The 24,608-nt window shown below is 37.7% G+C and carries 29 protein-coding genes; 8 read left to right on the forward strand and 21 right to left on the reverse strand.

Annotated features, from left to right (window positions below; translation table 11 throughout):
• Window positions 1–396 precede the first annotated feature (396 nt).
• Together DS885_RS09220 and DS885_RS09225 are read left to right on the forward strand one after the other, a co-directional pair.
• Entirely contained in the window at window positions 397–813 is a 417-nt protein-coding gene (locus tag DS885_RS09220; RefSeq protein ID WP_113819147.1) for a SulA-like leucine-rich domain-containing protein, read from the forward strand.
• A 269-nt stretch (window positions 814–1,082) separates the two neighbouring features.
• Window positions 1,083–1,286, forward strand: coding sequence for a YaeP family protein (locus DS885_RS09225; protein WP_113819148.1), 204 nt, complete (start codon window positions 1,083–1,085; stop codon window positions 1,284–1,286).
• Between the two features lie 85 nt (window positions 1,287–1,371).
• On the opposite strand, the gene serS is transcribed toward DS885_RS09225, so the two are convergent.
• The 6 genes from serS to fadR are packed head-to-tail and all read right to left on the reverse strand — an operon-like array spanning window position 1,372 to window position 8,337.
• On the reverse strand, window positions 1,372–2,658 hold the full coding sequence (gene serS, locus DS885_RS09230; protein WP_113819149.1) for a serine--tRNA ligase: 1,287 nt from the start codon (window positions 2,656–2,658) through the stop codon (window positions 1,372–1,374).
• An 8-nt stretch (window positions 2,659–2,666) separates the two neighbouring features.
• On the reverse strand, window positions 2,667–3,053 hold the full coding sequence (gene crcB / locus DS885_RS09235; protein ID WP_113819150.1) for a fluoride efflux transporter CrcB: 387 nt from the start codon (window positions 3,051–3,053) through the stop codon (window positions 2,667–2,669).
• Between the two features lie 40 nt (window positions 3,054–3,093).
• The gene (locus DS885_RS09240) at window positions 3,094–4,422 is read right to left on the reverse strand and encodes a replication-associated recombination protein A (RefSeq protein ID WP_113819151.1); all 1,329 of its coding nucleotides are present in this window, start codon (window positions 4,420–4,422) and stop codon (window positions 3,094–3,096) included.
• Window positions 4,422–5,036, reverse strand: a complete 615-nt coding sequence (gene lolA / locus DS885_RS09245; RefSeq protein ID WP_113819152.1) for an outer membrane lipoprotein chaperone LolA — start codon at window positions 5,034–5,036, stop codon at window positions 4,422–4,424. Before lolA ends, DS885_RS09240 begins: the two co-directional genes overlap by 1 nt.
• Window positions 5,037–5,038: 2 nt before the next feature.
• Window positions 5,039–7,570 carry a DNA translocase FtsK gene (locus DS885_RS09250; protein WP_113819153.1) on the reverse strand — a complete coding sequence of 844 codons (2,532 nt, stop codon included), beginning with the start codon at window positions 7,568–7,570 and terminating at the stop codon, window positions 5,039–5,041.
• A 56-nt stretch (window positions 7,571–7,626) separates the two neighbouring features.
• Window positions 7,627–8,337, reverse strand: coding sequence for a fatty acid metabolism transcriptional regulator FadR (gene fadR, locus DS885_RS09255; protein WP_113819154.1), 711 nt, complete (start codon window positions 8,335–8,337; stop codon window positions 7,627–7,629).
• 343 nt (window positions 8,338–8,680) lie between these two features.
• Between fadR and dsbB the strand changes: the two genes are divergently transcribed.
• Complete coding sequence (gene dsbB / locus DS885_RS09260; RefSeq protein ID WP_113819155.1) at window positions 8,681–9,217, forward strand: disulfide bond formation protein DsbB; 537 nt, start codon at window positions 8,681–8,683, stop codon at window positions 9,215–9,217.
• A 59-nt stretch (window positions 9,218–9,276) separates the two neighbouring features.
• Here the strand turns inward: dsbB and DS885_RS09265 are convergent, their stop codons facing one another.
• From DS885_RS09265 to zipA, 3 genes are all read right to left on the reverse strand, one after another.
• Window positions 9,277–9,537 (reverse strand): DUF5062 family protein, encoded by a 261-nt coding sequence (locus DS885_RS09265; protein ID WP_113819156.1) that lies wholly within the window; start codon window positions 9,535–9,537, stop codon window positions 9,277–9,279.
• A gap of 88 nt (window positions 9,538–9,625) precedes the next feature.
• Window positions 9,626–11,644 carry an NAD-dependent DNA ligase LigA gene (gene ligA, locus DS885_RS09270; RefSeq protein ID WP_113819157.1) on the reverse strand — a complete coding sequence of 673 codons (2,019 nt, stop codon included), beginning with the start codon at window positions 11,642–11,644 and terminating at the stop codon, window positions 9,626–9,628.
• Between the two features lie 82 nt (window positions 11,645–11,726).
• The gene (gene zipA, locus DS885_RS09275; RefSeq protein ID WP_113819158.1) at window positions 11,727–12,569 is read right to left on the reverse strand and encodes a cell division protein ZipA; all 843 of its coding nucleotides are present in this window, start codon (window positions 12,567–12,569) and stop codon (window positions 11,727–11,729) included.
• A 190-nt stretch (window positions 12,570–12,759) separates the two neighbouring features.
• Here zipA and cysZ point away from each other — a divergent pair, with 190 nt between their 5' ends.
• On the forward strand, window positions 12,760–13,539 hold the full coding sequence (gene cysZ, locus DS885_RS09280) for a sulfate transporter CysZ (protein ID WP_113819159.1): 780 nt from the start codon (window positions 12,760–12,762) through the stop codon (window positions 13,537–13,539).
• An 81-nt stretch (window positions 13,540–13,620) separates the two neighbouring features.
• On the opposite strand, the gene sodB is transcribed toward cysZ, so the two are convergent.
• The gene (gene sodB / locus DS885_RS09285; RefSeq protein WP_113819160.1) at window positions 13,621–14,205 is read right to left on the reverse strand and encodes a superoxide dismutase [Fe]; all 585 of its coding nucleotides are present in this window, start codon (window positions 14,203–14,205) and stop codon (window positions 13,621–13,623) included.
• A 203-nt stretch (window positions 14,206–14,408) separates the two neighbouring features.
• Between sodB and grxD the strand changes: the two genes are divergently transcribed.
• On the forward strand, window positions 14,409–14,741 hold the full coding sequence (gene grxD / locus DS885_RS09290) for a Grx4 family monothiol glutaredoxin (RefSeq protein WP_113819161.1): 333 nt from the start codon (window positions 14,409–14,411) through the stop codon (window positions 14,739–14,741).
• Between the two features lie 141 nt (window positions 14,742–14,882).
• On the opposite strand, the gene DS885_RS09295 is transcribed toward grxD, so the two are convergent.
• Together DS885_RS09295 and rnt are read right to left on the reverse strand one after the other, a co-directional pair.
• Entirely contained in the window at window positions 14,883–15,299 is a 417-nt protein-coding gene (locus tag DS885_RS09295; RefSeq protein ID WP_147232344.1) for a fibronectin type III domain-containing protein, read from the reverse strand.
• A gap of 435 nt (window positions 15,300–15,734) precedes the next feature.
• On the reverse strand, window positions 15,735–16,346 hold the full coding sequence (gene rnt, locus DS885_RS09300) for a ribonuclease T (RefSeq protein ID WP_113819163.1): 612 nt from the start codon (window positions 16,344–16,346) through the stop codon (window positions 15,735–15,737).
• A gap of 125 nt (window positions 16,347–16,471) precedes the next feature.
• Here rnt and DS885_RS09305 point away from each other — a divergent pair, with 125 nt between their 5' ends.
• A complete protein-coding gene (locus tag DS885_RS09305; RefSeq protein ID WP_113819164.1) occupies window positions 16,472–17,347 on the forward strand; it encodes a flagellar protein MotY in 876 nt (291 codons plus the stop codon).
• A gap of 23 nt (window positions 17,348–17,370) precedes the next feature.
• On the opposite strand, the gene DS885_RS09310 is transcribed toward DS885_RS09305, so the two are convergent.
• The 7 genes from DS885_RS09310 to DS885_RS09340 form a co-directional block, all read right to left on the reverse strand.
• Complete coding sequence (locus tag DS885_RS09310) at window positions 17,371–18,141, reverse strand: spermidine synthase (RefSeq protein ID WP_113819165.1); 771 nt, start codon at window positions 18,139–18,141, stop codon at window positions 17,371–17,373.
• Window positions 18,142–18,173: 32 nt separating this feature from the next.
• Complete coding sequence (locus DS885_RS09315) at window positions 18,174–18,425, reverse strand: Rho-binding antiterminator (protein ID WP_113819166.1); 252 nt, start codon at window positions 18,423–18,425, stop codon at window positions 18,174–18,176.
• Window positions 18,418–18,942: a GNAT family N-acetyltransferase gene (locus DS885_RS09320; RefSeq protein ID WP_220149683.1), complete on the reverse strand. Its 525-nt coding sequence runs from the start codon at window positions 18,940–18,942 to the stop codon at window positions 18,418–18,420. Before DS885_RS09320 ends, DS885_RS09315 begins: the two co-directional genes overlap by 8 nt.
• Before the next feature lie 58 nt (window positions 18,943–19,000).
• Entirely contained in the window at window positions 19,001–19,402 is a 402-nt protein-coding gene (locus DS885_RS09325) for a phosphate-starvation-inducible protein PsiE (RefSeq protein ID WP_113819168.1), read from the reverse strand.
• 182 nt (window positions 19,403–19,584) lie between these two features.
• Entirely contained in the window at window positions 19,585–20,079 is a 495-nt protein-coding gene (locus DS885_RS09330; protein ID WP_113819169.1) for a GNAT family N-acetyltransferase, read from the reverse strand.
• Window positions 20,080–20,131: 52 nt separating this feature from the next.
• Window positions 20,132–20,671: a DUF924 family protein gene (locus tag DS885_RS09335; RefSeq protein ID WP_113819170.1), complete on the reverse strand. Its 540-nt coding sequence runs from the start codon at window positions 20,669–20,671 to the stop codon at window positions 20,132–20,134.
• A gap of 31 nt (window positions 20,672–20,702) precedes the next feature.
• Window positions 20,703–21,122, reverse strand: a complete 420-nt coding sequence (locus DS885_RS09340) for a MarR family winged helix-turn-helix transcriptional regulator (RefSeq protein WP_113819171.1) — start codon at window positions 21,120–21,122, stop codon at window positions 20,703–20,705.
• A 185-nt stretch (window positions 21,123–21,307) separates the two neighbouring features.
• Here DS885_RS09340 and DS885_RS09345 point away from each other — a divergent pair, with 185 nt between their 5' ends.
• Both DS885_RS09345 and DS885_RS09350 read left to right on the forward strand, forming a co-directional pair.
• Window positions 21,308–22,054 carry a siderophore-interacting protein gene (locus tag DS885_RS09345; RefSeq protein ID WP_113819172.1) on the forward strand — a complete coding sequence of 249 codons (747 nt, stop codon included), beginning with the start codon at window positions 21,308–21,310 and terminating at the stop codon, window positions 22,052–22,054.
• A gap of 149 nt (window positions 22,055–22,203) precedes the next feature.
• Window positions 22,204–23,196, forward strand: a complete 993-nt coding sequence (locus DS885_RS09350) for an LLM class flavin-dependent oxidoreductase (RefSeq protein WP_113819173.1) — start codon at window positions 22,204–22,206, stop codon at window positions 23,194–23,196.
• 76 nt (window positions 23,197–23,272) lie between these two features.
• On the opposite strand, the gene DS885_RS09355 is transcribed toward DS885_RS09350, so the two are convergent.
• Window positions 23,273–23,938 carry a YoaK family protein gene (locus DS885_RS09355; RefSeq protein WP_113819179.1) on the reverse strand — a complete coding sequence of 222 codons (666 nt, stop codon included), beginning with the start codon at window positions 23,936–23,938 and terminating at the stop codon, window positions 23,273–23,275.
• A 74-nt stretch (window positions 23,939–24,012) separates the two neighbouring features.
• Window positions 24,013–24,486: a Dps family protein gene (locus tag DS885_RS09360; protein WP_113819174.1), complete on the reverse strand. Its 474-nt coding sequence runs from the start codon at window positions 24,484–24,486 to the stop codon at window positions 24,013–24,015.
• Window positions 24,487–24,608 lie beyond the last annotated feature (122 nt).

The raw sequence follows: 24,608 nt of genomic DNA on the forward strand, positions 1-24,608 counted from the left end.
ACACTGAAGTGGTCGTTGCTAAAGCCAGTAAGCCGGTTAACCCTACAATTAAATGTTTCATCATTATAGTTTCCCGTGAGTTTGTGGCTAATACCAATTGTATTAAATAACTGATCTAAATTTTGCGCCGGAAAAATGGCTTAGTTAGAGGCGTAAGTTGATGTAAATGGTTGTTCCATATACGAAACTTACAACGAAAAAATAAGTTGTTTTAACAAGTAAAATAGATCAGTTACTTACTATGATTGGTATAAGTACCTCATCTAGACAACAATCACGTTCAAAACTTAACCATAAAACACAAAAAATGAGCAATATAGACAAAATTTACTTGATCATTACAAAAAATAAGAATACTGTTGTTACATACAGTGTTTATTTATACAGGTGAATCATATGCTATCTAGATTAATGACAACAACACAAGCTAACTCATTTTTATTACAAGATTATGAGCCAGAAACAACAATAAGTGCTGAGTTAGTCAATGTGCATTATCAAGAGAATAACTATCAAAAACTGTTATCGCATATACAGGCGGGTGAAGACCAAGGTTGGATATTATTCCTAGCACCACCAGGGAAACCAAACACACAATTCTTTCAAGCAGCAGGCATCGATAAAAGCCGTGTATTGATGATTGATTCGAGCAAAGTAAACAATCAATTAACCCTGCTATCAGCGTTATTAAAAAGTAACAATTATTGCACCGTAGTAACTTGGGTGAACGACTTATCTTCACAAGCTCGTGCAATTATTGAAGCAGATGCGCAACAAACTAATACCAGTTGTTTTATATACTGTAATCAATAATTAATGGTTTAAATACAAGCCTGATGGTTAAGCTTAAGAATAGATAGAGTTGAAATGAAGTATTCAAACGCATTAATTATCTTAGCCGCTTGAATAGTAGAAGGTTAACTATAAGAAGCAGAAATTTATCTAGGTAAAATTGACCTGTATCATTTTTTGATGGGTTGTCTTGTTTATACTGATTTCATAGCCTGTTTTATCAAGCAGCCATCATTACACAACAAGACTCAAACAACACTTAGCGAAATGTGTTGTCATAAGGATCGACTATGTTCAAATACAGTGAAAAAACCAAAAACCTTATTAACCTTATTGGTAGCGGTGATACTGCTTATGTACCTAAAGCAATCACCTGTGCAATTAATACCTTGGATGAAATAGCCCAAGATACCAACTTACCAGAGCAAGTCAGAGAGTCAGCGGCATTTGCTGCTGCAAACTTAGTCCTAAGTGACTATAACGATGATGAATAACCTTTACAGATAAATAAAACACTAAAGCAAAAAACAAAAAAGGAGCATAAAGCTCCTTTTTTCGTTAACTTACTATTAGTCTAATTTAACCAATATGTGTTAAACCACCCATGTAGCTTTGTAATACAGCTGGGATTTCAATACGACCATCGGCACATTGATAGTTTTCTAAAATAGCCACTAATGTACGGCCTACCGCTAAACCAGAACCATTTAAAGTATGAAGTAATTCAGGTTTTTTCGCACCAGCACGACGGAATCTTGCTTGTAAACGACGCGCTTGGAAATCACCGACATTAGAACATGAAGAGATTTCACGGTAAGTATCTTGTGCTGGTAACCATACTTCTAAATCATACGTCTTAGTGGCACTGAACCCCATATCGCCCGTACACAATACAACTTTACGGTAAGGTAGTTCTAAGTTTTTCAATACTTGTTCTGCGTGACCTGTTAACTCTTCTAAAGCTTCAAAGCTTTTTTCAGGGTGAACAAGTTGTACCATTTCTACTTTATCGAATTGATGCTGACGGATAAGGCCACGAGTATCACGACCGTAAGACCCAGCTTCACTTCGGAAACAAGGTGTATGAGCAGTCATTTTAATTGGTAAATCTGTTTCATCATAAATCACATCACGGCTCATGTTGGTTAATGGCACTTCAGCCGTTGGGATTAATGACATGCCAATACCCTCTTCCGTTGCCGGATTAGTATTGAATAGGTCATCTCCAAATTTAGGTAATTGACTAGTACCGTACAAGCTATCTGCATTAACTAAGTAAGGCACATACATTTCAGTATAACCGTGTTCGTTAGTATGTAAGTTAAGCATGTACTGTGCTAATGAACGGTGTAATTTAGCAATTTGACCTTGCATAACGATAAAACGAGAACCAGAGATTTTAACCGCTGATTTAAAGTCTAAACCGCCAAGCGCTTCACCAAGTTCAACATGGTCTTTTACTTCAAAGTCATATTGCTTAGGTGTGCCCCAAGTTGATACTTCAACATTTTCACTTTCATCTTTACCAATCGGTGCAGATTCATGTGGTAAATTAGGAACTCTGTCTGAAATTGTTTTGATTTGCTCGCTAACCACAGCAAACTCTTCTTTCGCTTTTTCTAACGCGTCACTTAATTCGTTCATTGCTTCACGTAATGGTTTGATATCTTCACCACGTTTTGCAGCTTGACCAATATCTTTAGAGCGAGTGTTACGCTCCGATTGCAAGTTTTCGGCACTCATTTGTAACGATTTTCTTTTCTCTTCTAATTCACTTAGTAAATTAACATCTAAATCGAAACCACGTCTTTTTAACTGTTCAGCCGTTTGCTCAATATCATTACGTAGAAACTTTGCGTCTAACATCTTATTCCCTAACTTTTCAAAACTAATAAAGTACCTAGATATGCTGCTAATAAGCATACCATCACATTTAATACCACATTCAACATCGCCTTCAATAACTCGCCCTGTTGAATCAATAACAAGCTATCCATGGAAAATGAAGAGAATGTGGTTAATGCACCTAAAAAACCTACACCAATTAATGGCCACCAAGGTGAAGAGGAGATTGTTTCTTGTTGAACTAACTGATAAATACAACCCATTATCAGTGAGCCAATCACATTGACCGTAAGTGTAGCAAAAGGAAAACCTTTTCCAAAGAGGCTAACCATACCAATACCAATTAAATAACGGAAAGTTGCCCCAAATGCGCCGCCAAAAGCAACAAAAGCAATATTCACCATAAGATTGTTCATTTTACATCCTTAAACATACGCTATTGAAACGGACTCATCGTTAATAGCGTTTTTTATCACTTTGTTGATCGTTATGTTTTAAATAACGTAGTTTTTCTGCAATTTTAGTTTCTAAACCACGCTCTACAGGATGATAAAACGCCATACCTGCTAATGCTTCTGGTAGGTAAACTTCGCCGGCAGCATAAGCACCCGGCTCATCATGTGCATAACGATAACCTTCGCCATAATTTAATGACTTCATTAATTCTGTTGGTGCATTACGTAAATGCACAGGCACTTCTAAATCAGGGTAAGCCTCTACCGCTTGTTTGGCTTTTGAAAAGGCCGTATATACCGCATTACTTTTAGCCGCACAGGCACAATAAACAGCCGCTTGAGCAATTGCCCGCTCGCCCTCTTTAGGGCCAATTCGAGTGAAACAATCCCAGGCAGATATGGCAACTTGCATCGCTCTTGGGTCTGCATTACCAATGTCTTCCGAAGCTATCGCTAATAATCGCCTTGCCACATATAAAGGGTCACATCCTCCCGCCAACATACGAGCATACCAATACAATGCCGCATCAGGATCAGAGCCGCGCACTGATTTATGAAACGCAGAAATCAAGTCATAAAAAAGATCACCTTGTTTATCAAAGCTCACTCCTTCTCGACCTGCAATCTCCATTAATAAGGCAATATCAATCACTAACTTATCGTTATGTTGCTCGCCCATATCGCTTAATAACTCTAAGTAATTTAAGGCTTTTCGAGCATCACCTTGTACTAGCAGCGCTAACTTATCTAACACACCCTCCGCAAACTCAATTTTTTGCTCAGCTAATCCTATTGATGATTGGCAAGCTTGTTCAATCACTTCTACTATTTCTGCTTCGGTTAGTTTTTTTAATAGATAAACACGAGCCCGAGAAAGCAATGCGTTATTCAGCTCAAAGGATGGGTTTTCGGTAGTGGCGCCGATAAACAAGAAAGTACCATCTTCAATATAAGGCAGAAAAGCATCTTGCTGACTTTTATTAAAACGATGTACTTCATCAACAAACAATAAAGTACGGCGGCCTGCTGCTTGATTTTGTTTTGCAACATCAATGGCAGAACGAATCTCTTTAATCCCTGATGTCACTGCTGAAAGTCGCTCTACGTGTGCATCACAATACTCAGCGATTAGCTCTGCTAAAGTGGTTTTTCCTGTACCAGGCGGTCCCCACAAAATCATCGAATGAGCATAACCTGATTCTAATGCTTTTCGCAGTGGTTTGTCTTTTGCTATTAGGTGAGATTGGCCAATATATTGGTCAAAGTTTCTTGGCCGCATACGTGCAGCCAAGGGTTGAAATTGATTATCAAATGAAAAGAGATCTTGCATTAGCGTTGGTCATCTATCTCAATACCTGCAGGTATCTCAAACTCAAAGAAATCGTCTGACAGGTTAGAGGCTGCTTTATTGTTACTAAGAGTAAAAGTACTTGTCTGACCTTGTGCTTCTTTAACTGAAAATTGACTGATATGGTCAGCTTTATCAAATACAAAAGTAAACTGGTTAGCATTCACTTTATTCTGATTATTAGCCACAACAAATGCACCTTCCTTCTGTTGCACATCGAAGTTTTGCCACTCAGAAGCATCAGCACCAGACAACAACGCAAAGGGAGTACCTGCAATCGCATCAGAAAAGTTCATAATCGTCACTTGTTCAATGAACGGACTGTATAACCACATATCAACACCATTGGATACAATTAACTCCTCATCTGGTGATGTGACCTGCCAATAAAAATTACCCGGACGAGCAATGGTTAGTTTACCCACACTTTGTTGAATCAAGTCACCTTGCGCACTGATCACTTGTTGTGAAAAATCTGCTTGCATGGTGCTCACTTTAGCCAATTTTTGTTGTAATAATTCACTGTCTGTTTGAGCATGTGCAGCAGATAAGGTGCACCATAAAAGCGTCAAAGCGATAATTAATTTGTTTTTCATTTTTAATCCTTAACAGGTGGTGGAGCTAATACATCACGATTACTATTAGCGCCAGAAGGTGCACTAATCACACCTTGAGCTTGTAATTGATCAACTAAACGCGCCGAACGGTTGTAGCCAATACGGAACTTACGTTGAATGCTCGAAATTGAGACTTTTCTAGTTTCGGTAATAAACGCAACCACTTCATCGAATAATGCATCTATTTCATCTTCGCCTTCAGGTTGTTCACCCGGTAACAACATATCTAAATCAGCGTCACCAGCTAAAATTTCTTGAATATAATTTGGTTGACCACGTTTTTTCCAGTCAGCAACCACTTTATGTACTTCATGGTCATCAACAAAAGCACCATGTACACGCGTTGGCATACCAGACCCTGGTGGCATATATAACATATCACCATGACCTAATAAGGTTTCTGCACCTTGTTGACCCAAAATCGTACGTGAGTCAATTTTACTCGATACTTGGAAAGCAATACGCGTTGGAATATTTGCTTTGATCAAACCAGTAATAACATCAACAGATGGTCGTTGTGTAGCAAGTATAAGATGAATGCCTGCAGCACGTGCTTTTTGTGCGATACGTGTAATTAGCTCTTCACATTTTTTACCCACAATCATCATCATGTCGGCAAACTCATCAACGACCACAACAATAGTTGGTAGTTTTTCTAGTTCCGGCGCACTTTCAGCCATGCTATCTCCAGGTTTCCATAAAGGATCATAGATAGGCTCACCCGCTGCTTTGGCTTTTTTAACTACCGCGTTATAACCTGCTAAGTTTCGGACACCAATTTCAGCTAATAGTTTATAACGACGTTCCATCTCACCAACACACCAACGTAACGCGTTAGCAGCATCCTTCATATCGGTCACTACTTCGGTTAATAGATGAGGAATACCTTCGTAAACATTCAATTCCAACATTTTTGGGTCGATTAAGATCATGCGTAAATCTTCAGGCGATGATTTATACAATAAACTCACCAACATACAGTTTACACCAACAGACTTACCTGAACCCGTTGTACCTGCCACTAATAGATGCGGCATTTTGGCTAAATCAACCACAACAGGAGAGCCAGAAATATCTGCCCCTAACACCATGGTTAATGCAGATTTATTTTCGTGGAACTTAGTGCAGTCCAATACTTCAGAGATATACACTATTTCACGATGGCGATTTGGTAGCTCCAATGCAATCACTGACTTACCAGGGATTTGGTCAACAACACGTACACTCATTGCCGATAAAGCACGAGCTAAATCTTTTTCTAAACTGCTGACAGTGCTCACTTTCATGCCTGGTGCTAAATCTAATTCAAAACGAGTGATCACTGGGCCGGGTAACACATTCACTACATCCGCTTTAATCTTAAACTCCAGCAATTTTGATTCAACTAGACGTGCAGCGTTATCTAACTCCTGTTGGGATACAGGGTTCTCTTTCTTGTCCGGTCTATCCAGCAGGTCGATGCTAGGTAAAGGAGCAATATCGGTTTCAGGTACAAACCTTTCAGCAGGACGAGCATGCTCAGGCAAGTGTGAAAAGTCAGTCTTAGCCTGTTTTTTGGCAACAACAGGTTCCTCTTCTTTCTCCACCTTTTCTGCTTCAGGTTCAGCTTGCCACTCGATATTATCGATATTGAGTTCAGGTAACTGTTCTTCTGGTTGGTCTATAAAATTAGTGCTAAGGAATGCATCATCGGCTTGATTATCTTGCTCATAAGATTGACTGAAATCGATAGCTTTTTCAGTTTCGTCGTTCTCAATTTCAGGCTCTGCTTCAGCCAATTTAGCCAATCTTTTATTTTCTTTTTCAGCTTGTTTTTGTTGTTTTTTCTCTAATTTATCTTGTAAAACCTGTTGCTTCTCAAGTAAACGTTGATCTTCTCCTTCGGCGCGCTTTTCTTTCATTTCACCTAGCAGATTTGGCAAATTAATTAACCAGCTAATAAAGTTAAGAGTGTATTCACCTAAGCCATCAATTAAACGTATCCAAGAGAAGCCAAATAAGAGCGTTGTACCTGAAATTAAAAAGGTTAATAAGATAAGGTTAACAGCCACTAAGCTGAAAAAACCAAGCATACTTTGCGCTAATATATCCCCGACTAACCCACCCGATGGATAGTATAAATAGTCGCTGACATTCAAGGCAATCAAAGCACTTAAACTAAAGAAGGTAAAAATAAAACCAACAATACGTAGGCTTAAATTTAAAAAATCCACATCAAAGGTGAAAGACGGCTTCCATAAAATAGCCCAAGCAAAGGAGACGATAATCACTGGGATTAAATACGCTAAAAAACCAAAACCATAAAATAATATGTCAGCAATCCAAGCGCCTACTCGACCACCGGAATTTTGAATTTCTGCTACCCATTGTTGCTGTGACCAGCTTGGGTCAACAGGTGAAAAAGTGAATAGGGATAAGGTAATGAAGATGGCAACGAAGGCACTAATGATAATGCCCACTTCCAGTAATTTTTGCACCCCTGAAAGGTGGTTTAATAATTTGCTATTTGACAAGAAAATAACCCTAAATATAAAAATAGCCCGCAGGCCGAATAAAAAATAAAATGCGATTAATCTAAAAAATCATCGGGTAATTGATCACGTAAACGTAACCAAATTTTACCACTGGCAAAAGCGGTATCCCTTACTATTTGCATGATCTGCTGACCGTTGCCCTCTTCAAATACTTTTTTAATATCCGCATAAAATGTTAAAGCGATTAATTTTGCTTCATTATTAGAAAAGTAAAACATACCCACTTTACGATATAAGTCTTGCAACCCATTTAAAATAAGTACGTAGATCATGTTATTTGATGACACCGCAACATGGTGATAAAAACGGTAATCAAATTCAGTAAACGCTTCGCTGCTTGCATCAACAGCGGGGACCTCTTCTAGAAACTCTATAATGCTTTTACTGTTATGTTTAGCAGCCATACGTAAGATGATGGTACTAATATTTGTTCGTACTGACATCAGTTGGTCAATAAAATCGCCGCGATGTTCCTTATCTAAACGAGTAATTGTACTTAATACGTTTAAACCAGAGGTTTCCCAGAAGTCATTGACCTTAGTTGCCTTACCGTGACGTATGGTTATCCACCCTTCTTTTGACAATCGCTGTAACACTTCGCGTAATGTGGTTCTAGTAACACCAATTTTATCCGCCAGCAATCGCTCAGCAGGCAGCTCAGAGTGAATAGGTATACTACCATTCCATATTGATTCTATTAGATATTGCTCTGCTACGTCAGCAGGCCCTTTAACTTTCATTATCATTGTTATCTTGATTTTCCAATATATTATGACCGCATCTTAACATATTCAGTTCGCTCTATGAGGACTGTTTGTAAAAACAGTAACATTAACTCACTTTAACATGAAATAAACGAAATATTCTAACCTAGTGATGCCCACAATTAACTCTGTTTAATTATTTTAATAGACTGATTTAAATAAAATTAAATGAATAACTTTACCTAGTGAGATCAAAGGTTCAGACTCATTCTCAATATAGGATGTTTAGATTATCTAAATTTGACCTTAGCGTCTTCTGTTTATGTTGAAATTTAATGAAATACGAGGTTATATACGTGCTGAATTATTCTATTAGGAGAATCCCTTGAATTCAAAACCCTCTCAATTCAAATTAAAAACACTGTCTCAACAACGTTGGCCATGGTTATTACTTGCTGCTAGCGCATTAATAATGGAAATAACGGCTCTATTTTTTCAACATGTAATGCATCTTGAGCCCTGTGTGATGTGTGTGTATGAACGTTTAACTATGTTAGCAATAGTAGCTGCAGGTTTATTAGGTGCAATCGCACCACAAAATGTGGTAATTCGATTAAGCGCCTTTGCTGTATGGGGTGTGGGTTCTGTATGGGGATTGTTATTGGCAATGGAGCATACGGATTATCAGATGAATCCATCGCCATTTGCTACCTGTGATTTTTACCCAAACTTTCCTGAGTGGTTACCACTACATGAAATGTTCCCATGGTTATTCAACCCAACGGGCTACTGTTCAGATATCGTTTGGACTTTCCTAGATTACTCAATGCCGCAATGGTTAATTGTTAGCTTTGCTATTTATCTCGCTATTTTTGTTGTGGTTGCAGTGACTGCTATCCTACCAAGTAAAAAAGCAGCATAACCTTGTTACTATGACTGAATAGAATATTTACCTATTCAGTCGTTAAATTTGCGAGGCACTTATTTAAGTAAGGAGTGGTCTGCAGGTAAGTTCTTCATGATCCAAGTGACTAGCTTATGACGGATATTAGCGGTATTTTCATCTGCGGGATTAAGTGGGTTAATTAATTTATCTTGTACTAAAAGGCGATAAATGCATTCCTGTTTATCTTTTGCTGAGGTGGTACTATCGATCCCCACATAACCTCGTTTTAAAGCATAAGCGGCACCTAACTTTGTGGCATGTTGTAGTAATTGAGACTCATTTTTAATTTTTTTCATTCACTCACCTTATCTATTTTCGTACCATTATATTAAACAAGTGACCTATTTATTGTCGTTAAATCGGTCACTAATCTAGTTACCATTATTATTTATTTAATAAAGCTAATACACCTTGTTCATCTAAAATTTCAATACCGAGCTCAGTAGCTTTAGTCAATTTTGAGCCCGCTGCTTCTCCCGCTACTAAGGTATTGGTTTTTTTAGAAACACTGCCCGCCACTTTTGCACCTAATGCTTGTAAAGCGGCTTTAATATCATTACGTGACATAGCCGTAAAACTACCTGTGATCACAAAGGTTTTATCCAGTAATGGTAAATCACTTTCGTCTACCACCTCGATCTCAGCCCAGTGTATGCCAGCCTCAATCAGTTGCGTGATGACCTCTAGGTTATGGTCTTGACGTAAGAAGTAATAAAGGTGTTTAGCAACTATCTCACCCACATCACTTACACTTTTAAATGATTCGATGCCCGCGGCTTTGATCGCCTCTAACGTTTTGAAGTGCTGTGCTAAATTCGCTGCCGTTGCTTCACCAACTTCACGGATGCCTAAAGAATATAAAAAACGCGCTAACGTTGTTTTTTTACTAATTTGTAAGCTATTTACTAACTTTTTAGCCGACGTTTCACCCATTCTCGGTAAACTCGCCACTTGTTGCACCGTTAATGAAAAAAGCTGCGCCGGATCTTTGATCATCTTATGATCAACTAATAGATCGACCAACTTATCACCCAAGCCATCAATATCTAAGGCTTTACGTGATGCAAAATGTTTAATGGCTTGTTTACGCTGTGCTTCACAATATAAACCACCAGTACAACGCGTAACCGCTTCCCCTTCAATACGCTCAACGTCACTATCACATACAGGACAAGTCTCAGGGAAAACAATAGCACGCGTTTTATCTGTTTCGCGTTGCTCTACCACAACACGTGCAACCTGCGGGATCACATCACCTGCACGACGCACCACTACCACGTCGCCAATTAAAATACCTAAACGTTCGATTTCATCTTTATTGTGCAAAGTTGCATTAGAGACTGTCACTCCGCCAACAAAAACCGGCTTTAATTTAGCAACAGGAGTGATCGCACCAGTTCGGCCCACTTGGAATTCAACGTTATCAACCACAGTAACGGCTTCTTCAGCCGGGAATTTATAAGCTGTTGCCCAACGTGGCGCACGAGCTACAAACCCCATTTTTTGCTGCAGTTTAATATCGTCAACTTTGTAAACAACGCCATCAATTTCATAGGCTAATGCCGGTCTTTTTTCAGCAATATTATCGTAAAACTGATGACAAGCTTGTTTGCCTACTACTCGTTTTACTTCACTAGAAACCGGTAATCCCCAAGCTTTTAATTGTTGAATACGTTGATATTGGCTGTCCGGTAATTCCCCTTCAAATACCCCTACAGCATAACAGTAAAAAGCCAATGGTCGCGCAGCAGCGATTTTTGAGTCTAGCTGACGTAAACTACCAGCAGCAGCATTACGAGGATTAACAAAAGGTTTTTCGCCTGCTTCTACTAAGCGCTGATTCAGCTTTTCAAAACCAGCTTTTAACATGAAGACTTCACCGCGAACTTCTAAACGAGCAGGAATATTTTCACCACGAAGTCTTAACGGTAAGTTACCAATGGTTTTAACATTTTCAGTGACATTTTCACCCGTTAAACCATCGCCACGTGTTGCCGCTTGCACCAGTAAGCCATTTTCATAAATAATACTAGCTGCTAAACCATCCAGTTTAGGTTCAATACAAAATGCGGTTTCCGCTAAACTCGATTTATCCATCACACGCTGCATAAAGTCATCAAGGGAATCACTATCAAAAACATTATCTAAGCTGAGCATTGGTATCTGATGGGTTACTTGCTCAAATTTTGATAAGGCAGCGCCCCCTACTTTTTGAGTTGGCGAGTTAGCAGATAATAAGCTCGGATGCTGTGTTTCTAGTTGTTTAAGTTCATGGAAGACTCGGTCATATTCAGCATCAGGTACTGAGGGTGCATCTTGCACGTAATATTGATAGTTGTACTCTTCTAATAAAGCGCTTAATTCTTTTACTTTGTGTTCTGCTTGTTGCATATCATTGCTCATGGATCTTTGCTCTTTTCTAATATTACTAATAAAAAAACCTCGTAAAACGAGGCTTTCTTAGGAGAGTTGTCTCGCACTAGAATTATGCGTACTTCTCTAAACGAGTGCGATACTCAATAAATTGCTCAGTAGTAAATTTCTCACGTTTATCATTTAACACTTCACAGTCAAACTCTTCTGCGACCTGCTCTACCGCTCTTAACATCATATCAAAAGATTTGTTCACACTGATGTTTTTGTTAGGCGCAGTGAAAAAGAATGAGATGCCAGGAGAGTTAAACTGCTCCATATATTCCAAATCAAAGGTACCCGGCGCCATCATATTGGCGATACTAAATAACACCTCGCCTGTACCATCAGAATGTTCATGGCGATGGAAAATGTTCATATCACCGAAACGGAACCCGGATGTTAAAAAGAATTGTAGTAACTCATGACCACCTAATTGCCCACCATTTTTAGCGACAACATTGAAAATAAACAGGTCAGTCTCTTCTGGTACTGATGCAGTTTTTTCTGTTTCAACTTCAATAGCTGGATCGTCATCAAGTGCATCAACCATATCGATATGCTCTTGAATCGGTAAATCATCAAACGTTGACACAACAACTGGCTCAGCTGTTGGTTTCTCTTTTTGCTGAACATTAAAGTGAAACGCATCGGATTCATCATGTTGGTCATCAACATTTGTTGAAAACGCAACAGAGTCATAATCTCGATTTAACTTACTCATCTTAGGATTCGCTTGAACAGGCTCTTGCTCAGCTTCTTCTTCACGAGCCTGTGCGGCTAACTCATCTAACTGAGCTTGTTGTTCCGCTTTTAACGCTTGTTTGTTTTTTCTATTTAATAAAAAACCGTGAATTAATACGCCGGCAATAGCCAAAATACCAATAACGATAAGAATAGATTGAAAGTGCTGCATTATTGATTCTCTTGATTCATTATAGATAACTTTATGACCCTTAAATTACCCTGTATCGTACTGTACGTCTATCGTTTGCCCCTAATTTTTTGCAAAACTTAGAGACATTTACGAAAAGATCCTATTTATTAGCTGATATTTGCTCACTTCAAGGTAATATTATCAAATATATCAATAACAAGGCTTCACTATGAACAACAATACTATAATTGATCAACCCCTAACAGGTTTAGGTTATTTATTCAAAGGAGTGCAGTTACTTCGACACCCTCAACTCAGGGTATTTGTATTAGTGCCGCTACTAATTAATGTTCTGATCTTCGCCAGTGCATTCTGGTTTTTATTTAGCAGCATTACGGATTGGATAGAAACCTATATGCAGGATTTACCCACCTTTTTGAGTTGGTTATCTTATCTGTTATGGCCAGTGATTATTTTTTCTATTTTATTCTCGTTTTCTTTTATTTTTTCAACTATCGCTAACTTAATAGCTGCTCCTTTTAATGGTTTATTGGCTGAAAAAACAGAAATATTATTAACTAAATCGACAATAAATGATGATGGTTGGCAAGATCTATTAAAAGATTTACCAAGAATATTAAAACGTGAATGTCAGAAATGGGCGTACTTTTTGCCTAGAATGCTAGGTTGTTTCATCTTATTCTTTATACCCGTGATAGGCCAAACCATTGCGCCGGTTGTTTGGTTGGTTTTTGCAGGATGGATGATGGCTATTCAATACGCCGATTACCCATTTGATAACCATAAAGTCCCCTTTTCCGTGATGCGTAAAACCTTAGGTGAGCGTTTCGGTAAAAACATTACCTTCGGCATGATCATTAGTTTTTGTACTACCTTGCCCTTATTAAACTTTATTATTATGCCTATTGCCGTTTGTGGAGCAACAGCCGCTTGGGTAGATATTTATAAACAACAGGTGCTGTCTAATCCATTAAACCGCATTGAATAGTAAAGATGTCAACTTTTCATTTCTCAATAAAAAAGCCTAGCTTGTCAAACAAGCTAGGCTTTTGAATATCACTTACACAGATTATGCAGCGAAATTTTTCGCAACAAATTCCCAGTTAACTAATGCCCAAAAACCGTTTAGGTAGTTAGGACGAACGTTACGGTAATCGATGTAGTATGCATGTTCCCATAGATCAACTGTTAGAAGTGGTGTTGTACCTTCTTCAGTTAGTGGCGTTGCTGCATTTGACGTGTTAACGATCTCTAGAGAACCGTCTGCTTTTTTAACTAACCAAGTCCATGAAGAACCAAAGTTGTTAACTGCTTTGTCGTTTAATTGTGCTTGGAATTCAGCAAAAGAACCAAATTTAGCATCGATTGCAGCAGCTAGTTCACCAGTAGGTTCGCCACCAGCGTTAGGTGCTAGACAGTTCCAGTAGAAAGTGTGGTTCCAGATTTGAGCAGCATTGTTGAATACACCACCTTCAGAAGTTTTAATGATTTCTTCTAAAGATTTTTCAGCAAGATCAGTACCTTCAACTAAACCGTTTAGTTTAGCTACGTAAGTCGCGTGATGTTTACCATGATGAAATTCTAATGTTTCAGCTGAAATATGTGGTTCTAATGCATCTTTTGCGTAAGGTAGTGCTGGTAGTTCAAAAGCCATTTTAAATTCTCCTATAAAGGCTGAGGGGGGTTAAACTATTTGATCTAGTTATACTTTCTTTAGGAATAAAAAGCCACCCTAAAAATTGACCTAGATCATTTTATATCTGTGATAGAATGGTCTCAAATTCATGGATAGATTGCACGTAAACAACTGTTATAATGTGCAATTAAAAACAATATTCTATCGTTAGAGGAAAAATAATGGAAACATTAGACAAAATCAAAGAACAATTAAGCGAAAATACTATCCTTTTATACATGAAAGGTTCGCCTAAATTACCAAGCTGTGGTTTCTCATCACAAGCTTCTCAAGCTTTAATGCAATGTGGTCAACCATTTGCTTATGTTGATATCTTACAAAACCCTGATATCCGTGCAGAATTACCAAAATACGCTAACTGGCCAACTTTCCCACAATTATGGGTAGAAGGTGAATTAGTTGGCGGTTGTGACATCATTTTAGAGATGTTTCAACAAGGTGAGTTACAAGAGTTAATCACTGCAGCAGCTGAAAAAGCACAACCAGCTGAGTAATACTAATCATTCCAATGAGTAAAAAATCACTTTTACAAATGTGATATAAAAAAGGCGCCCACTGTGATCAGTGAGCGCCTTTTTTGATTAATCGCATTCAGGCATTTGTTCTAAACCAAACGAGTAAAACTTAAATTGACATTAAATGTTTTCGATACAACTAATATCTGAGTAAGCGATACCGTTTTCATTATACGCGCCGATGCGATAACAATAGGTACTGTCTACCACGACATTATTATCAACATAACTTGTTTCATCGAAATCAACAGAGGTTACCACCACAAAATCTTGGTCATCATTTAAACTACGCTCAATTAAGAAACCATCTTCGTTATCAGCTAAATCTTCCCAACTAATTTCAAGTGATGCGGTTTCTATTTCTTCCTCTTCATCTGCAATAATATTAACTAACTCTTCAAATGACTCTTCAACGCTGATTTTTTCTGTCACTTCAACCGTTTCTGAATCACTCCCTCCACCACCACAACCAGTAAGTGAGAAAAAAGCCATTAAAATAATCAGCTTGTTGTATTTACCTTTTATCATCTTTTCCACAATCCCCTTTCTAACCCATTGTGCTATTTATAATAAATAGTCTAATTAACATTATCTTATATAGTTAATGTGGCAACGCTCAATCTACTAAGCAGATTATAAATACGGTGTTCACATTCATTTACCTAACTTCAAACGATGTTTTATAGTCTTTAAACACAGGTACAAACATCACTAAAAACTACCCAATAAAGAGTAGTCACTAAAAAATAAAAAAGCCATTAATATTTTTCAATATTAATGGCTTTTTTATGACAGAGAAACAGATGACTAGTTCAACACACACTCATAACATCACATATTTTTTATACAATTAACGTTCAAAAAGAGATCAAAACCAACGCTAAAACGAAGGTAAGAAATTGTTCTATTTAATAAACCTATGGCTAAAAAAGATAAATACCAGTTGATAAAATAAATATTTATTTTATTTAATTAATTCCAACCGCCAAGTGCTTTATAACGATTAACCATGTAATAAAATAGTTCTGCAGTCACTTCAGTATCATATAAAGCAGAGTGAGCTTCGTTATTATCATAAGCAACGCCGGCTTTTTCACAGGCTTTAGCTAACACGGTTTGCCCTAGGGTTAAGCCTGCCATACTCGCCGTATCAAAAGCAGCAAAAGGATGAAATGGGACACGTTTTAATTTACAACGCTCCGTGGCTTTATTAATGAACCCTTGGTCAAAGGCGGCATTATGAGCAACTAAAATCGCTCTATTACACTCATTTTGTTTTTGATATTTACGTACTTTTTTGAATATTTCAGTTAGAGCCTCACGTTCATCAACTGCACCACGTAATGGGTTAAAAGGATCAATTCCAGTAAAACTTAAGGCTTTAGGGTCTAATTCTGCCCCTTCAAAAGGCATAACGTGAAAATGGATTTTATCAACACTGGTTAAATAACCTTGCTCGTCCATTTCAGGGAAAATAGCTGCAATCTCCAGCATTGCATGCACATTAGAATCTAAACCTGATGTTTCTATATCAATAATAACGGGATAAAACCCTCGGAATCGTTCTGCTAATTTATTATCCATTTCAGCTCACTGTTAAAATAAAGTCGGAATATTATGCCAGAAAGCAAAATATTCCGCATAAATTTACTAAAGATATTCTGTCATCTGTCGATATAAACAACAGAGATCAAATACATCGAGCGATTATGAAAAAAATATTATCTTTAATCATTATGATGAGCACTATGCCAGCCTACTCTGCCACTAAGCAGTATCATGCAGGACTGGATAATTCTAATTGGTATTTAAGTAGCGACTCACCGATACAGTGTACCCTTGAGCATCCTATTCCAAGATATGGTCAGGCTAACTTTGTGGCAAAAGCCAGCAAGAAAATTAATTTAGATTTTCGTCTTGAAAGCAAAAGAGCTATGCCAAGTACTGAAGTGGTACAGTTAAAATCCGTGCCACCTTCTTGGCATCCAGGTGTTGCGCCAGAATTAATTGATACCGTCACTTTCCACCAGCAATTTGACGGTTATGTGACTAAGCAAAGTGCTTGGCGCATGCTTAGTGAATTAGAACGAGGTCAAGTACCGACTTTCTATTTTCATGATTGGTATAACAATCAACAATTGATCAGTGTTGGGTTATCCTCTATTAACTTTAATAAAACCTATGACGCATTTAATGACTGTATTTCACAACTGTTGCCTTATAACTTTGATGATATCTCTTACAGCATTTTACGTTATAAAAAAGATGGTTCATTACTGACACAGTTTTCTAAAAATCGCTTAAAAATGATTGGTGATTACATTAAACATGATAAATCAATCAATGTGATTCTAGTGGCGGGCTATACCGATGGTTATGGTGACATTAACAACAATCAAGTCTTATCTGAAAAAAGAGCGAACTCGGTAAAAAACTATTTAGCACAATTAGGTTTTGATAACGACAATATTAAAGTCTCTGGTTACGGGGAAAAACATCATGTCGCAGACAACCGAGATATTTTAGGCCGTCAAGAAAACAGACGAGTCATTATTTCTATCGAAAAGGAAGAAGAGGAAATATAGTTTTTGGTCAGCATTAACCTCTATTAATACATAGGAATATAGGTGATATGATCAATAAGCTCGTCAATGCCTTGCCAATCCAACTCTGTCAGTAGTGCCTTATTCGCTTTAAGTTGTTGCTGCAGAGTTATTTCAACGTTACTAGCAATAACTATAATATTACTAAAGTCCTCAAATTCAACCAAAGCTAAATAGGGAAAGTATTTTTTAATCGTCAATAACAGTGCTGTCAATTTTTCTTCAGAATCGGCAAAAAGATTAATTAAAACCAGCCCTTGATCAGTGGTTATTTGATCAAGTTGTTGGTAGAAGGACGCTTCAAATATGCAGTCTGCACTCTGCTCACCTATAAAAAGATCAGATAGCACCACATCATATTGTTGATCACACTCAGCAACAAATTGTTCGGCACTGGCGCATATAACCTGAGACTGAGTTGGCAATAAAAAGTGGGATTTTGCCATTGAAATAATAGCTTGAGATGCCTCGATAGAGGTCAGTGAAAGTTTCGTTAATTTAGTTAGACAACGTTCTAATGCCGCTCCGCCTAACCCTAGATTTAAGATATTTACTGCCTTAGGGTTAATTAATAAACATAATAAAAAAGATTGTGTTACCGGCATAATAATTTGATTGGGGGAATCTAATGACATGAGCGATTGTATAGAAGCGCCAGCATATTCAAACCACCTAAATCGCTCAGACTCTTTTACCAGTAATTTTTCACCCTTGATACACTGTTGTTCAATAATACGCTGAGGAAATAGATGTTTGGCAATCAATCTTTCAGGCATTGACCACTCCTTTATATCTCATTACTACTTTATCAAAGTTGTGCAAAGGTAACTTGTTGAAGATGTGGGTTCTCAACCATCACCTTAAGAGAGATGATATTATCTAAAACAATAATTTGCTGTTGGCCTTTAATATCTAGTTTAATACACTCTTGTCTCTCTTTGTCTCGAACCGTATCAACAGCAATCCCTTCGACTATTAGGCCTGACTTTAAACTCAATTGAACTGGGTAATGGTGCATACAAACAATTTCAATATAATCATAATCTGCGCAGCTAAGCATTATATTTACCTTTTTTTACCTTAAATGAGATGTTGCGTTGCATGACATATTGGACAAAAGCGAGACCGTTGCGCCATGCTGTTTGTTGCCTAACAATTTTAAATCCAAACTTTTCAAAAAGTGGCTTGGCTAACATAGAGGCTTCCACGTATAAAACGGGTAATCCCATCCCCTGTGCATGATTAATTATGTAAGTCAGTAAAAGTGAGCCAACACCTTGTTGCTGAAAATGAGGGTGAACATAAGCACAATCAATATGCCCATCATCATCCAACTCCATAAAGCCCACCACTTGTTCTTCTATCAATAACAAAAATGGCTTTTTAACGGACAGTCGCTTAGCCCATTGTCGATAATTAATGGGCAATGTAGCCCAGGCAGATTGCTGGGCTAAAGAATAAACCTTAGGGTCAATAGAATGAACTGCAGCATAAAAAATATCCGTCACCTCTACGGCATAATCACAACAGTAAGTAACGATACGATAGGGTTTGTCTGCTGCTAACATCTTTATCATTCCGAGCTTTATCGCATTATCAACACAAGCTAATTATAGAAACACCAATGCTAAATATTTAGATATCTTTATCGGACTTACCATAAGGGTATTTTATGTGTCCGTAACGAATCACTAAAATAGCTAATACAATAATTAAAATCGATGCTGATAACCCTAACATTCGCCAGGTATCTAAGTTTTTCATATCTAAAATCATATATCGCGCCAAGGCAACGACGGCAATATACAGCGGCATTCTGACGGGTAATCGCCCCGACTTTAAATACAAACTGACCATGGCAAAAACTTCAAGGTAGATAAACAGCAACAGTAAATCTGCTAACGTTACTTCCCAATTTTTAAAAACAATCCAAACTTCTGCGGCCATCGCAATAACCGTTAACACGGCAATAGTAAATAAGCCAATATGCTCAACTAATGATAAGGCTTTGTAGCCCGCTTTTTTCACATTTGACATGCGATTCCCTTATTCAATGAACTGATCCGAATAATCGTTAATCAGTCGCTCTAAAATTACCATCACGATATCAAATTTTACCGTGTAATCAATAAGTTAATAATTTATTAAGTAAAACACTTTAGTGCATGCTTTAAGCTACTTAACCGCTAACCAAAGATAAAAATTTAAATGATTGATAGTTATAATAAAAGTGACATTTCATGCCAACTTAAGCCGCCATGTGAAGAGTCCGATTCACCTAAATGGATAAAACCATGCTTAGCATACAAATGAATCAATTCAGTTTGGCAAATTAAATAGATATCCGATTTATTTAAGCCTTTCATCTGTTTAATAAAAGCACTTAATAGTTGGTCTGCATAACCTTGACCTTGATAATCAGGGTGCACCACCACAGACATAACGACTATATGCTCACCCGTTGCATCATGCCCTATTAACTCTTTAAAAGATTCGTCAGATAACTGCACATGATGTGTTGCGCCTGAGTTAACAAACCCAATAATCTCTACGTCATTTTCTAAAATAATAAAACCTTCTGGATAGCCTTCTATTCGACATAAAATTTTATCTTTAGTGGCAGCTTCCTCGCCTGCATAGGCAGTTCGTTCAATCTCAAAGCATCTATCTAAATCGCTGGTTTTTGCTTGACGTATCGTGAACTTGTTGTCCATCTTATTAATTCTCTCTGTTAATGTATTTTTATTGTCTAAAAATGACGCTAAATTAAAAACTAGCGTTTGGCTGTGTTAAAAAAGCCAACTCATCAGGCGTTGAGGTTCGTTGTAATATTGCATTTCGATGCGGGTAACGTCCAAACTTAACAATAATATCCCTGTGCATCACTTCAAAATCAAGATTGGATTGTAACCCATTTTCTGTAAATAACTGCAATGCCTGCTCATGAATCAATAAGGATTCACTGTGCATAAAAGGCATATATATAAAACTACGTTCAATGGGAGACAAGGCTTGATCTGTACCTTGTGCGATTGCTTCTTGTGCTAATACTAAAGCCAGCGGATCTGCAGCAAATGCATCGGCTGAATCCCTAAACATATTACGTGAAAACTGATCTAGCAAAATAATTTCTGCTAAACGCCCTTTTACCGTTTGTCGCCATTTGAACAATTCACCGCGCATTGCTTGTTGGTGCAAAGATAAAAAGTGAGTCGTAATATAAGCATCTATTTCAGGGTCTTTTTTCCACCACTGTTCCGGCGTTAGCTGAGTAAACCAAAACGAGTGTAAATCATGATGATCCATGTTTTTTCCTTATTCGCTTAGGTAAATAATGTTATTTAAGATTTTCACTCATTTTATCTACTACAGACAAAAACGTATCAAGCTGCGCTTTATTAAGCCCTTTACATAAGGAGTTATTAATCTCTTTTTGTGCAGCTAATAGTTTCATCAATAAAGCACTACCCGACTCAGTGAAAGAAAGGATAAAACGTCTTTTATCTTCTTTTGATGCATTTTTTTCAATAAACCCTAAGTTCATCAGATCTTTTACCAACCGAGCAACCTGTGCTTTATCGCGTTGCATTTTTTGCACAATATCATTTGCAGTACACGCCTCAGTTGCTTCAATAATATGCAAACATCGGACATGCATGGCATTTAGCCCTAACTCATTAGCATTAATGACATCTCGCATTGTCATTCGATAACGCTGCATCAAAGTAAAAAGATTATTAATAATAGGAGTATCCATAGCCACCTCAAAATAGTTGACAAAATCAATTAAAATGATATTGTTGATATTATCAACTATATCATAAGTGTCATCGTAAATATAGTTATTGCGTTTTACACTGAAAAATATCCGTGTTTAAGATAACCAGTTATTTTTCAAAAAACATTGAAATAGCAGCTACTATAAATCCAATAAGGAATAATATGCGCAAACAAATCCGACAAGCAAACGTATTAAGTACGCAACAAATCACTCCTCATTTACAACGTATTGTCATTGGTTCTGAGGAATTCAAAGGTTTTAATTCCTCTTTAATAGGCAACTATGTCAAAGTACTGCTTGCTAAAGAACCAGAGTTAACCAGTGAGATAGAGATGAAAAATGCTTGGATGCGCTCTTACACCATTCAAGATGTAAATGAAGAAACAGGCGCGTTAACCTTAGACTTTGTTATTAACATGCACCAAGGTCCAGCAACTGACTGGGCTCAAACTGCTAAAATAGGCGATCGATTAGCAATTGCAGGACCTGGACCTAAAAAGCTAGATGACTTTACACAAGCACATTATGTACTCATTGGCGACTTAACCTCAGTGAATGCGATCAAAGGTTACCTAAAACAATTACCTGCAAGTGCGCATATAGATACGTTAATACATATTCCGAGTGCGCAAGATAAAATTGATTTAGATACTCAACGTCCAGTAAATTGGTTAGTGACAACAACACCTAACGAAAGTGTTGCCAAGGCGTTAACGGGATTAGCATTAACTTCTGACAGTATTGTATTTATGGCAATTGAAGCAGGGTTAATGGGTGAACTAAAACAATTTTTCGCCAAACAATACCAAGTTTCACGAACTCAGATTGTCGCCTCAGGCTATTGGAAACAAGGTGTTGATTCTGAAAACTACAAATTACAACGTACCCAGTCAGCCAACGCTAAATAATCAATAAAGATCATCATTGAATAGTCCCCCGCCTATTCATGATATATTTTTGCAGGCGTAAACTGGCGAGAAATCAGATAATTTAGTTTATATAAGTGTTATGATTTTTATTCTATAGCCTTATTTTCCCTTTTCTCAGAGGTGCTAACTTGTTATCTACTATCCCTTTCTCTTTATTAGAACTTGCGCCAATGCAACAAGATGCCAGTGTGTCGCAAACCTTATCGAATACAACACAGTATGCACAAAAAGCAGATCAGCTGGGCTACCATCGATTTTGGTTAGCAGAGCACCACAATATGCCAGGCATTGTCTGCGCCGCTACCAGTATTTTAATAGGACACATTGCCGGTAAAACTAAACGTATTCGGGTTGGATCAGGTGGCATCATGCTCCCCAACCACTCCACCTTGGTAGTAGCTGAACAATTTGGCACTTTAGAGAGTTTATACCCTAGTCGTATAGACTTAGGTCTGGGTCGAGCACCTGGCAGTGATAATATGACCAGCCAAGCCTTAAATAGCGACCCGCAACGAGTACAACGTTTTCCTGAAGAAGTTAGTGAATTACAACGATTATTAGGTCCACATAAGAGTAATTCTGCAGTACGTGCGATTCCTGGCGAGAATACTAATGTGCCTATCTGGTTATTAGGCTCGAGCTTACTCAGTGCACAGTTAGCTGCTGACAAAGGGTTACCTTATGTTTTTGCTGGGCATTTCGCTCCACGCTTTTTACAACAAGCGGTTGAATTATATCGACGAGAATTTAAACCTTCTGCGATCTTAGATAAACCCTATTTTATACTCGCTTTACCGGTTGTTGCTGCTGAAACAGATCAACAAGCTGAATATTTATCAAGTACTTCCAAACAAAGAGTGTTAGCACTGATGCGTGGACAAGCGCTTTGGTTAAAACCACCCGTAGATTCAATGACAGGGTTATGGACGGAACAAGAAAAAGCACAAGTAGAAAACTTTCTGAGTTTAAGTGTGATTGGCGGGCCAATCAGTATTAAACATAAATTAGAGATGATTACGAAACAGTTCAATGTAGATGAATTTATGTTTACTAATGACTTATATGATCCTCAGCAGCGACAACGAGCACTAGAGATACTAATGTCAGTTAAAGGTGAATAAACAAGCGCCTTTAACCCCAAAATAGTTAACCATCGCTACATTATTTAATGAAGCGATGCCAAGCATAGTATCTCATTTATCGATTCATTTTCATGCTATACATTGAGTATGAGAAGGCTAATAACGTACAAATAACCACTGGAATAAATAATGCTTGAAAGTAAAATACCTCGAAAAAATAAGCGCCCAATGCCCCACCACTAATGAACCCTGTAATAATCAATAAAAAAAGAAGTAACTTTCGTTTATCAAAAGCTTCACCACGCAATTTAGCGCCGACCATAATGCCAATGTCAGTAAAAATCCCTGTCATATGGGTTGTTCGAACTACAGCCCCGCTATAAGTCGTCGCTAAAGCATTTTGTAAACCACAGGCAGCAGAAGCAAAATAATGACCTGTTAATCCACCTTGATCTGATAAATAGAAAATAGCGGCTAATAGCAACACCGCTTCTAGATATAATAACCCGCTATACCTTCGCCCTAATTTTAATGAGCCACCTTTTAGGTAGTAGCCTGAAATAATGGAACCAATAACAAAACTAATGAGAATCAATAAAAGGTGTAAGCTGCTTGAAAAAGAGGCTGTGATCAACCCTGTACCGAATTGCGTTGCAGTACCAGAAAGGTGAGAAATAGCTTGATGTTGGAAGCCTAACAGGCCAATTGAATTGATAAATCCTGCGATTAACGCAAGTATAAATGCACCAGATTCAACCCAACGAGGCAGTTTTGATATCATAGGCATACTTTTTAAAGTAAAAAAGCGTGTGATCATGACGACCACACGCTTATTATTTGTCTAGGCAGACTAAATTATAGCGCTTTAGTCGCTCTTAACATCCAAGCCGTTTTCTCATGGATACGCATACGGTCAGATACTAAAGATGCTGTAGACTCATCGTCAGCTTCTTGTGCAACTTTTAATACTTTACGAGACGTTTTAACAACTTGTTCATGTGCTTTAGTCAATAAAGAAACCATATCAGATGCACTTGGTACACCTTCAACTTCTTCGATAGAGCTAAGTCTTGCGAACTCTTTGTAAGTACCTGGTGCTGCATCACCTAACGTTCTGATACGCTCTGCAATATCATCAACTGCAACTGCAAGCTCTGTGTAGTGCTCTTCAAACATTAAATGCAATTCACGAAACTGTGGACCAGTTACATTCCAATGAAAGTTATGTGTTTGTAAGTATAAAGTATAAGAGTCTGCTAAAAGACACTTTAGACCTTCAGATATTTCTGAACGGTTTTCTTTACTAATACCAATATCAATCTCTGTCATTTTATTTCCTTACAGTAATCACTGTTATTTGTCATAACAGTCTAGTGAAACAAAAAAGTAACTAGTAACAACCTCTTAAATGGATTATCACTAAAACTAATTAACTTAGTTAGGTTACTGCA

The sequence above is a fragment of the Psychromonas sp. B3M02 genome, from assembly GCF_003318165.1.
Classification (GTDB): domain Bacteria; phylum Pseudomonadota; class Gammaproteobacteria; order Enterobacterales; family Psychromonadaceae; genus Psychromonas.

What these genes read in the sequence shown, in the direction of transcription:
- DS885_RS09220 (WP_113819147.1), top strand. Translation starts at nt 397, where the DNA reads ATGCTATCTAGATTAATGACAACAACACAAGCTAACTCATTTTTATTA.
- DS885_RS09225 (WP_113819148.1), top strand. Translation starts at nt 1,083, where the DNA reads ATGTTCAAATACAGTGAAAAAACCAAAAACCTTATTAACCTTATTGGT.
- serS (WP_113819149.1), bottom strand. Translation starts at nt 2,658, where the DNA reads ATGTTAGACGCAAAGTTTCTACGTAATGATATTGAGCAAACGGCTGAA.
- crcB (WP_113819150.1), bottom strand. Translation starts at nt 3,053, where the DNA reads ATGAACAATCTTATGGTGAATATTGCTTTTGTTGCTTTTGGCGGCGCA.
- DS885_RS09240 (WP_113819151.1), bottom strand. Translation starts at nt 4,422, where the DNA reads ATGCAAGATCTCTTTTCATTTGATAATCAATTTCAACCCTTGGCTGCA.
- lolA (WP_113819152.1), bottom strand. Translation starts at nt 5,036, where the DNA reads ATGAAAAACAAATTAATTATCGCTTTGACGCTTTTATGGTGCACCTTA.
- fadR (WP_113819154.1), bottom strand. Translation starts at nt 8,337, where the DNA reads ATGATAATGAAAGTTAAAGGGCCTGCTGACGTAGCAGAGCAATATCTA.
- DS885_RS09265 (WP_113819156.1), bottom strand. Translation starts at nt 9,537, where the DNA reads ATGAAAAAAATTAAAAATGAGTCTCAATTACTACAACATGCCACAAAG.
- ligA (WP_113819157.1), bottom strand. Translation starts at nt 11,644, where the DNA reads ATGAGCAATGATATGCAACAAGCAGAACACAAAGTAAAAGAATTAAGC.
- zipA (WP_113819158.1), bottom strand. Translation starts at nt 12,569, where the DNA reads ATGCAGCACTTTCAATCTATTCTTATCGTTATTGGTATTTTGGCTATT.
- cysZ (WP_113819159.1), top strand. Translation starts at nt 12,760, where the DNA reads ATGAACAACAATACTATAATTGATCAACCCCTAACAGGTTTAGGTTAT.
- sodB (WP_113819160.1), bottom strand. Translation starts at nt 14,205, where the DNA reads ATGGCTTTTGAACTACCAGCACTACCTTACGCAAAAGATGCATTAGAA.
- grxD (WP_113819161.1), top strand. Translation starts at nt 14,409, where the DNA reads ATGGAAACATTAGACAAAATCAAAGAACAATTAAGCGAAAATACTATC.
- rnt (WP_113819163.1), bottom strand. Translation starts at nt 16,346, where the DNA reads ATGGATAATAAATTAGCAGAACGATTCCGAGGGTTTTATCCCGTTATT.
- DS885_RS09305 (WP_113819164.1), top strand. Translation starts at nt 16,472, where the DNA reads ATGAAAAAAATATTATCTTTAATCATTATGATGAGCACTATGCCAGCC.
- DS885_RS09310 (WP_113819165.1), bottom strand. Translation starts at nt 18,141, where the DNA reads ATGCCTGAAAGATTGATTGCCAAACATCTATTTCCTCAGCGTATTATT.
- DS885_RS09315 (WP_113819166.1), bottom strand. Translation starts at nt 18,425, where the DNA reads ATGCTTAGCTGCGCAGATTATGATTATATTGAAATTGTTTGTATGCAC.
- DS885_RS09320 (WP_220149683.1), bottom strand. Translation starts at nt 18,942, where the DNA reads ATGATAAAGATGTTAGCAGCAGACAAACCCTATCGTATCGTTACTTAC.
- DS885_RS09325 (WP_113819168.1), bottom strand. Translation starts at nt 19,402, where the DNA reads ATGTCAAATGTGAAAAAAGCGGGCTACAAAGCCTTATCATTAGTTGAG.
- DS885_RS09330 (WP_113819169.1), bottom strand. Translation starts at nt 20,079, where the DNA reads ATGGACAACAAGTTCACGATACGTCAAGCAAAAACCAGCGATTTAGAT.
- DS885_RS09335 (WP_113819170.1), bottom strand. Translation starts at nt 20,671, where the DNA reads ATGGATCATCATGATTTACACTCGTTTTGGTTTACTCAGCTAACGCCG.
- DS885_RS09340 (WP_113819171.1), bottom strand. Translation starts at nt 21,122, where the DNA reads ATGGATACTCCTATTATTAATAATCTTTTTACTTTGATGCAGCGTTAT.
- DS885_RS09345 (WP_113819172.1), top strand. Translation starts at nt 21,308, where the DNA reads ATGCGCAAACAAATCCGACAAGCAAACGTATTAAGTACGCAACAAATC.
- DS885_RS09355 (WP_113819179.1), bottom strand. Translation starts at nt 23,938, where the DNA reads ATGATATCAAAACTGCCTCGTTGGGTTGAATCTGGTGCATTTATACTT.
- DS885_RS09360 (WP_113819174.1), bottom strand. Translation starts at nt 24,486, where the DNA reads ATGACAGAGATTGATATTGGTATTAGTAAAGAAAACCGTTCAGAAATA.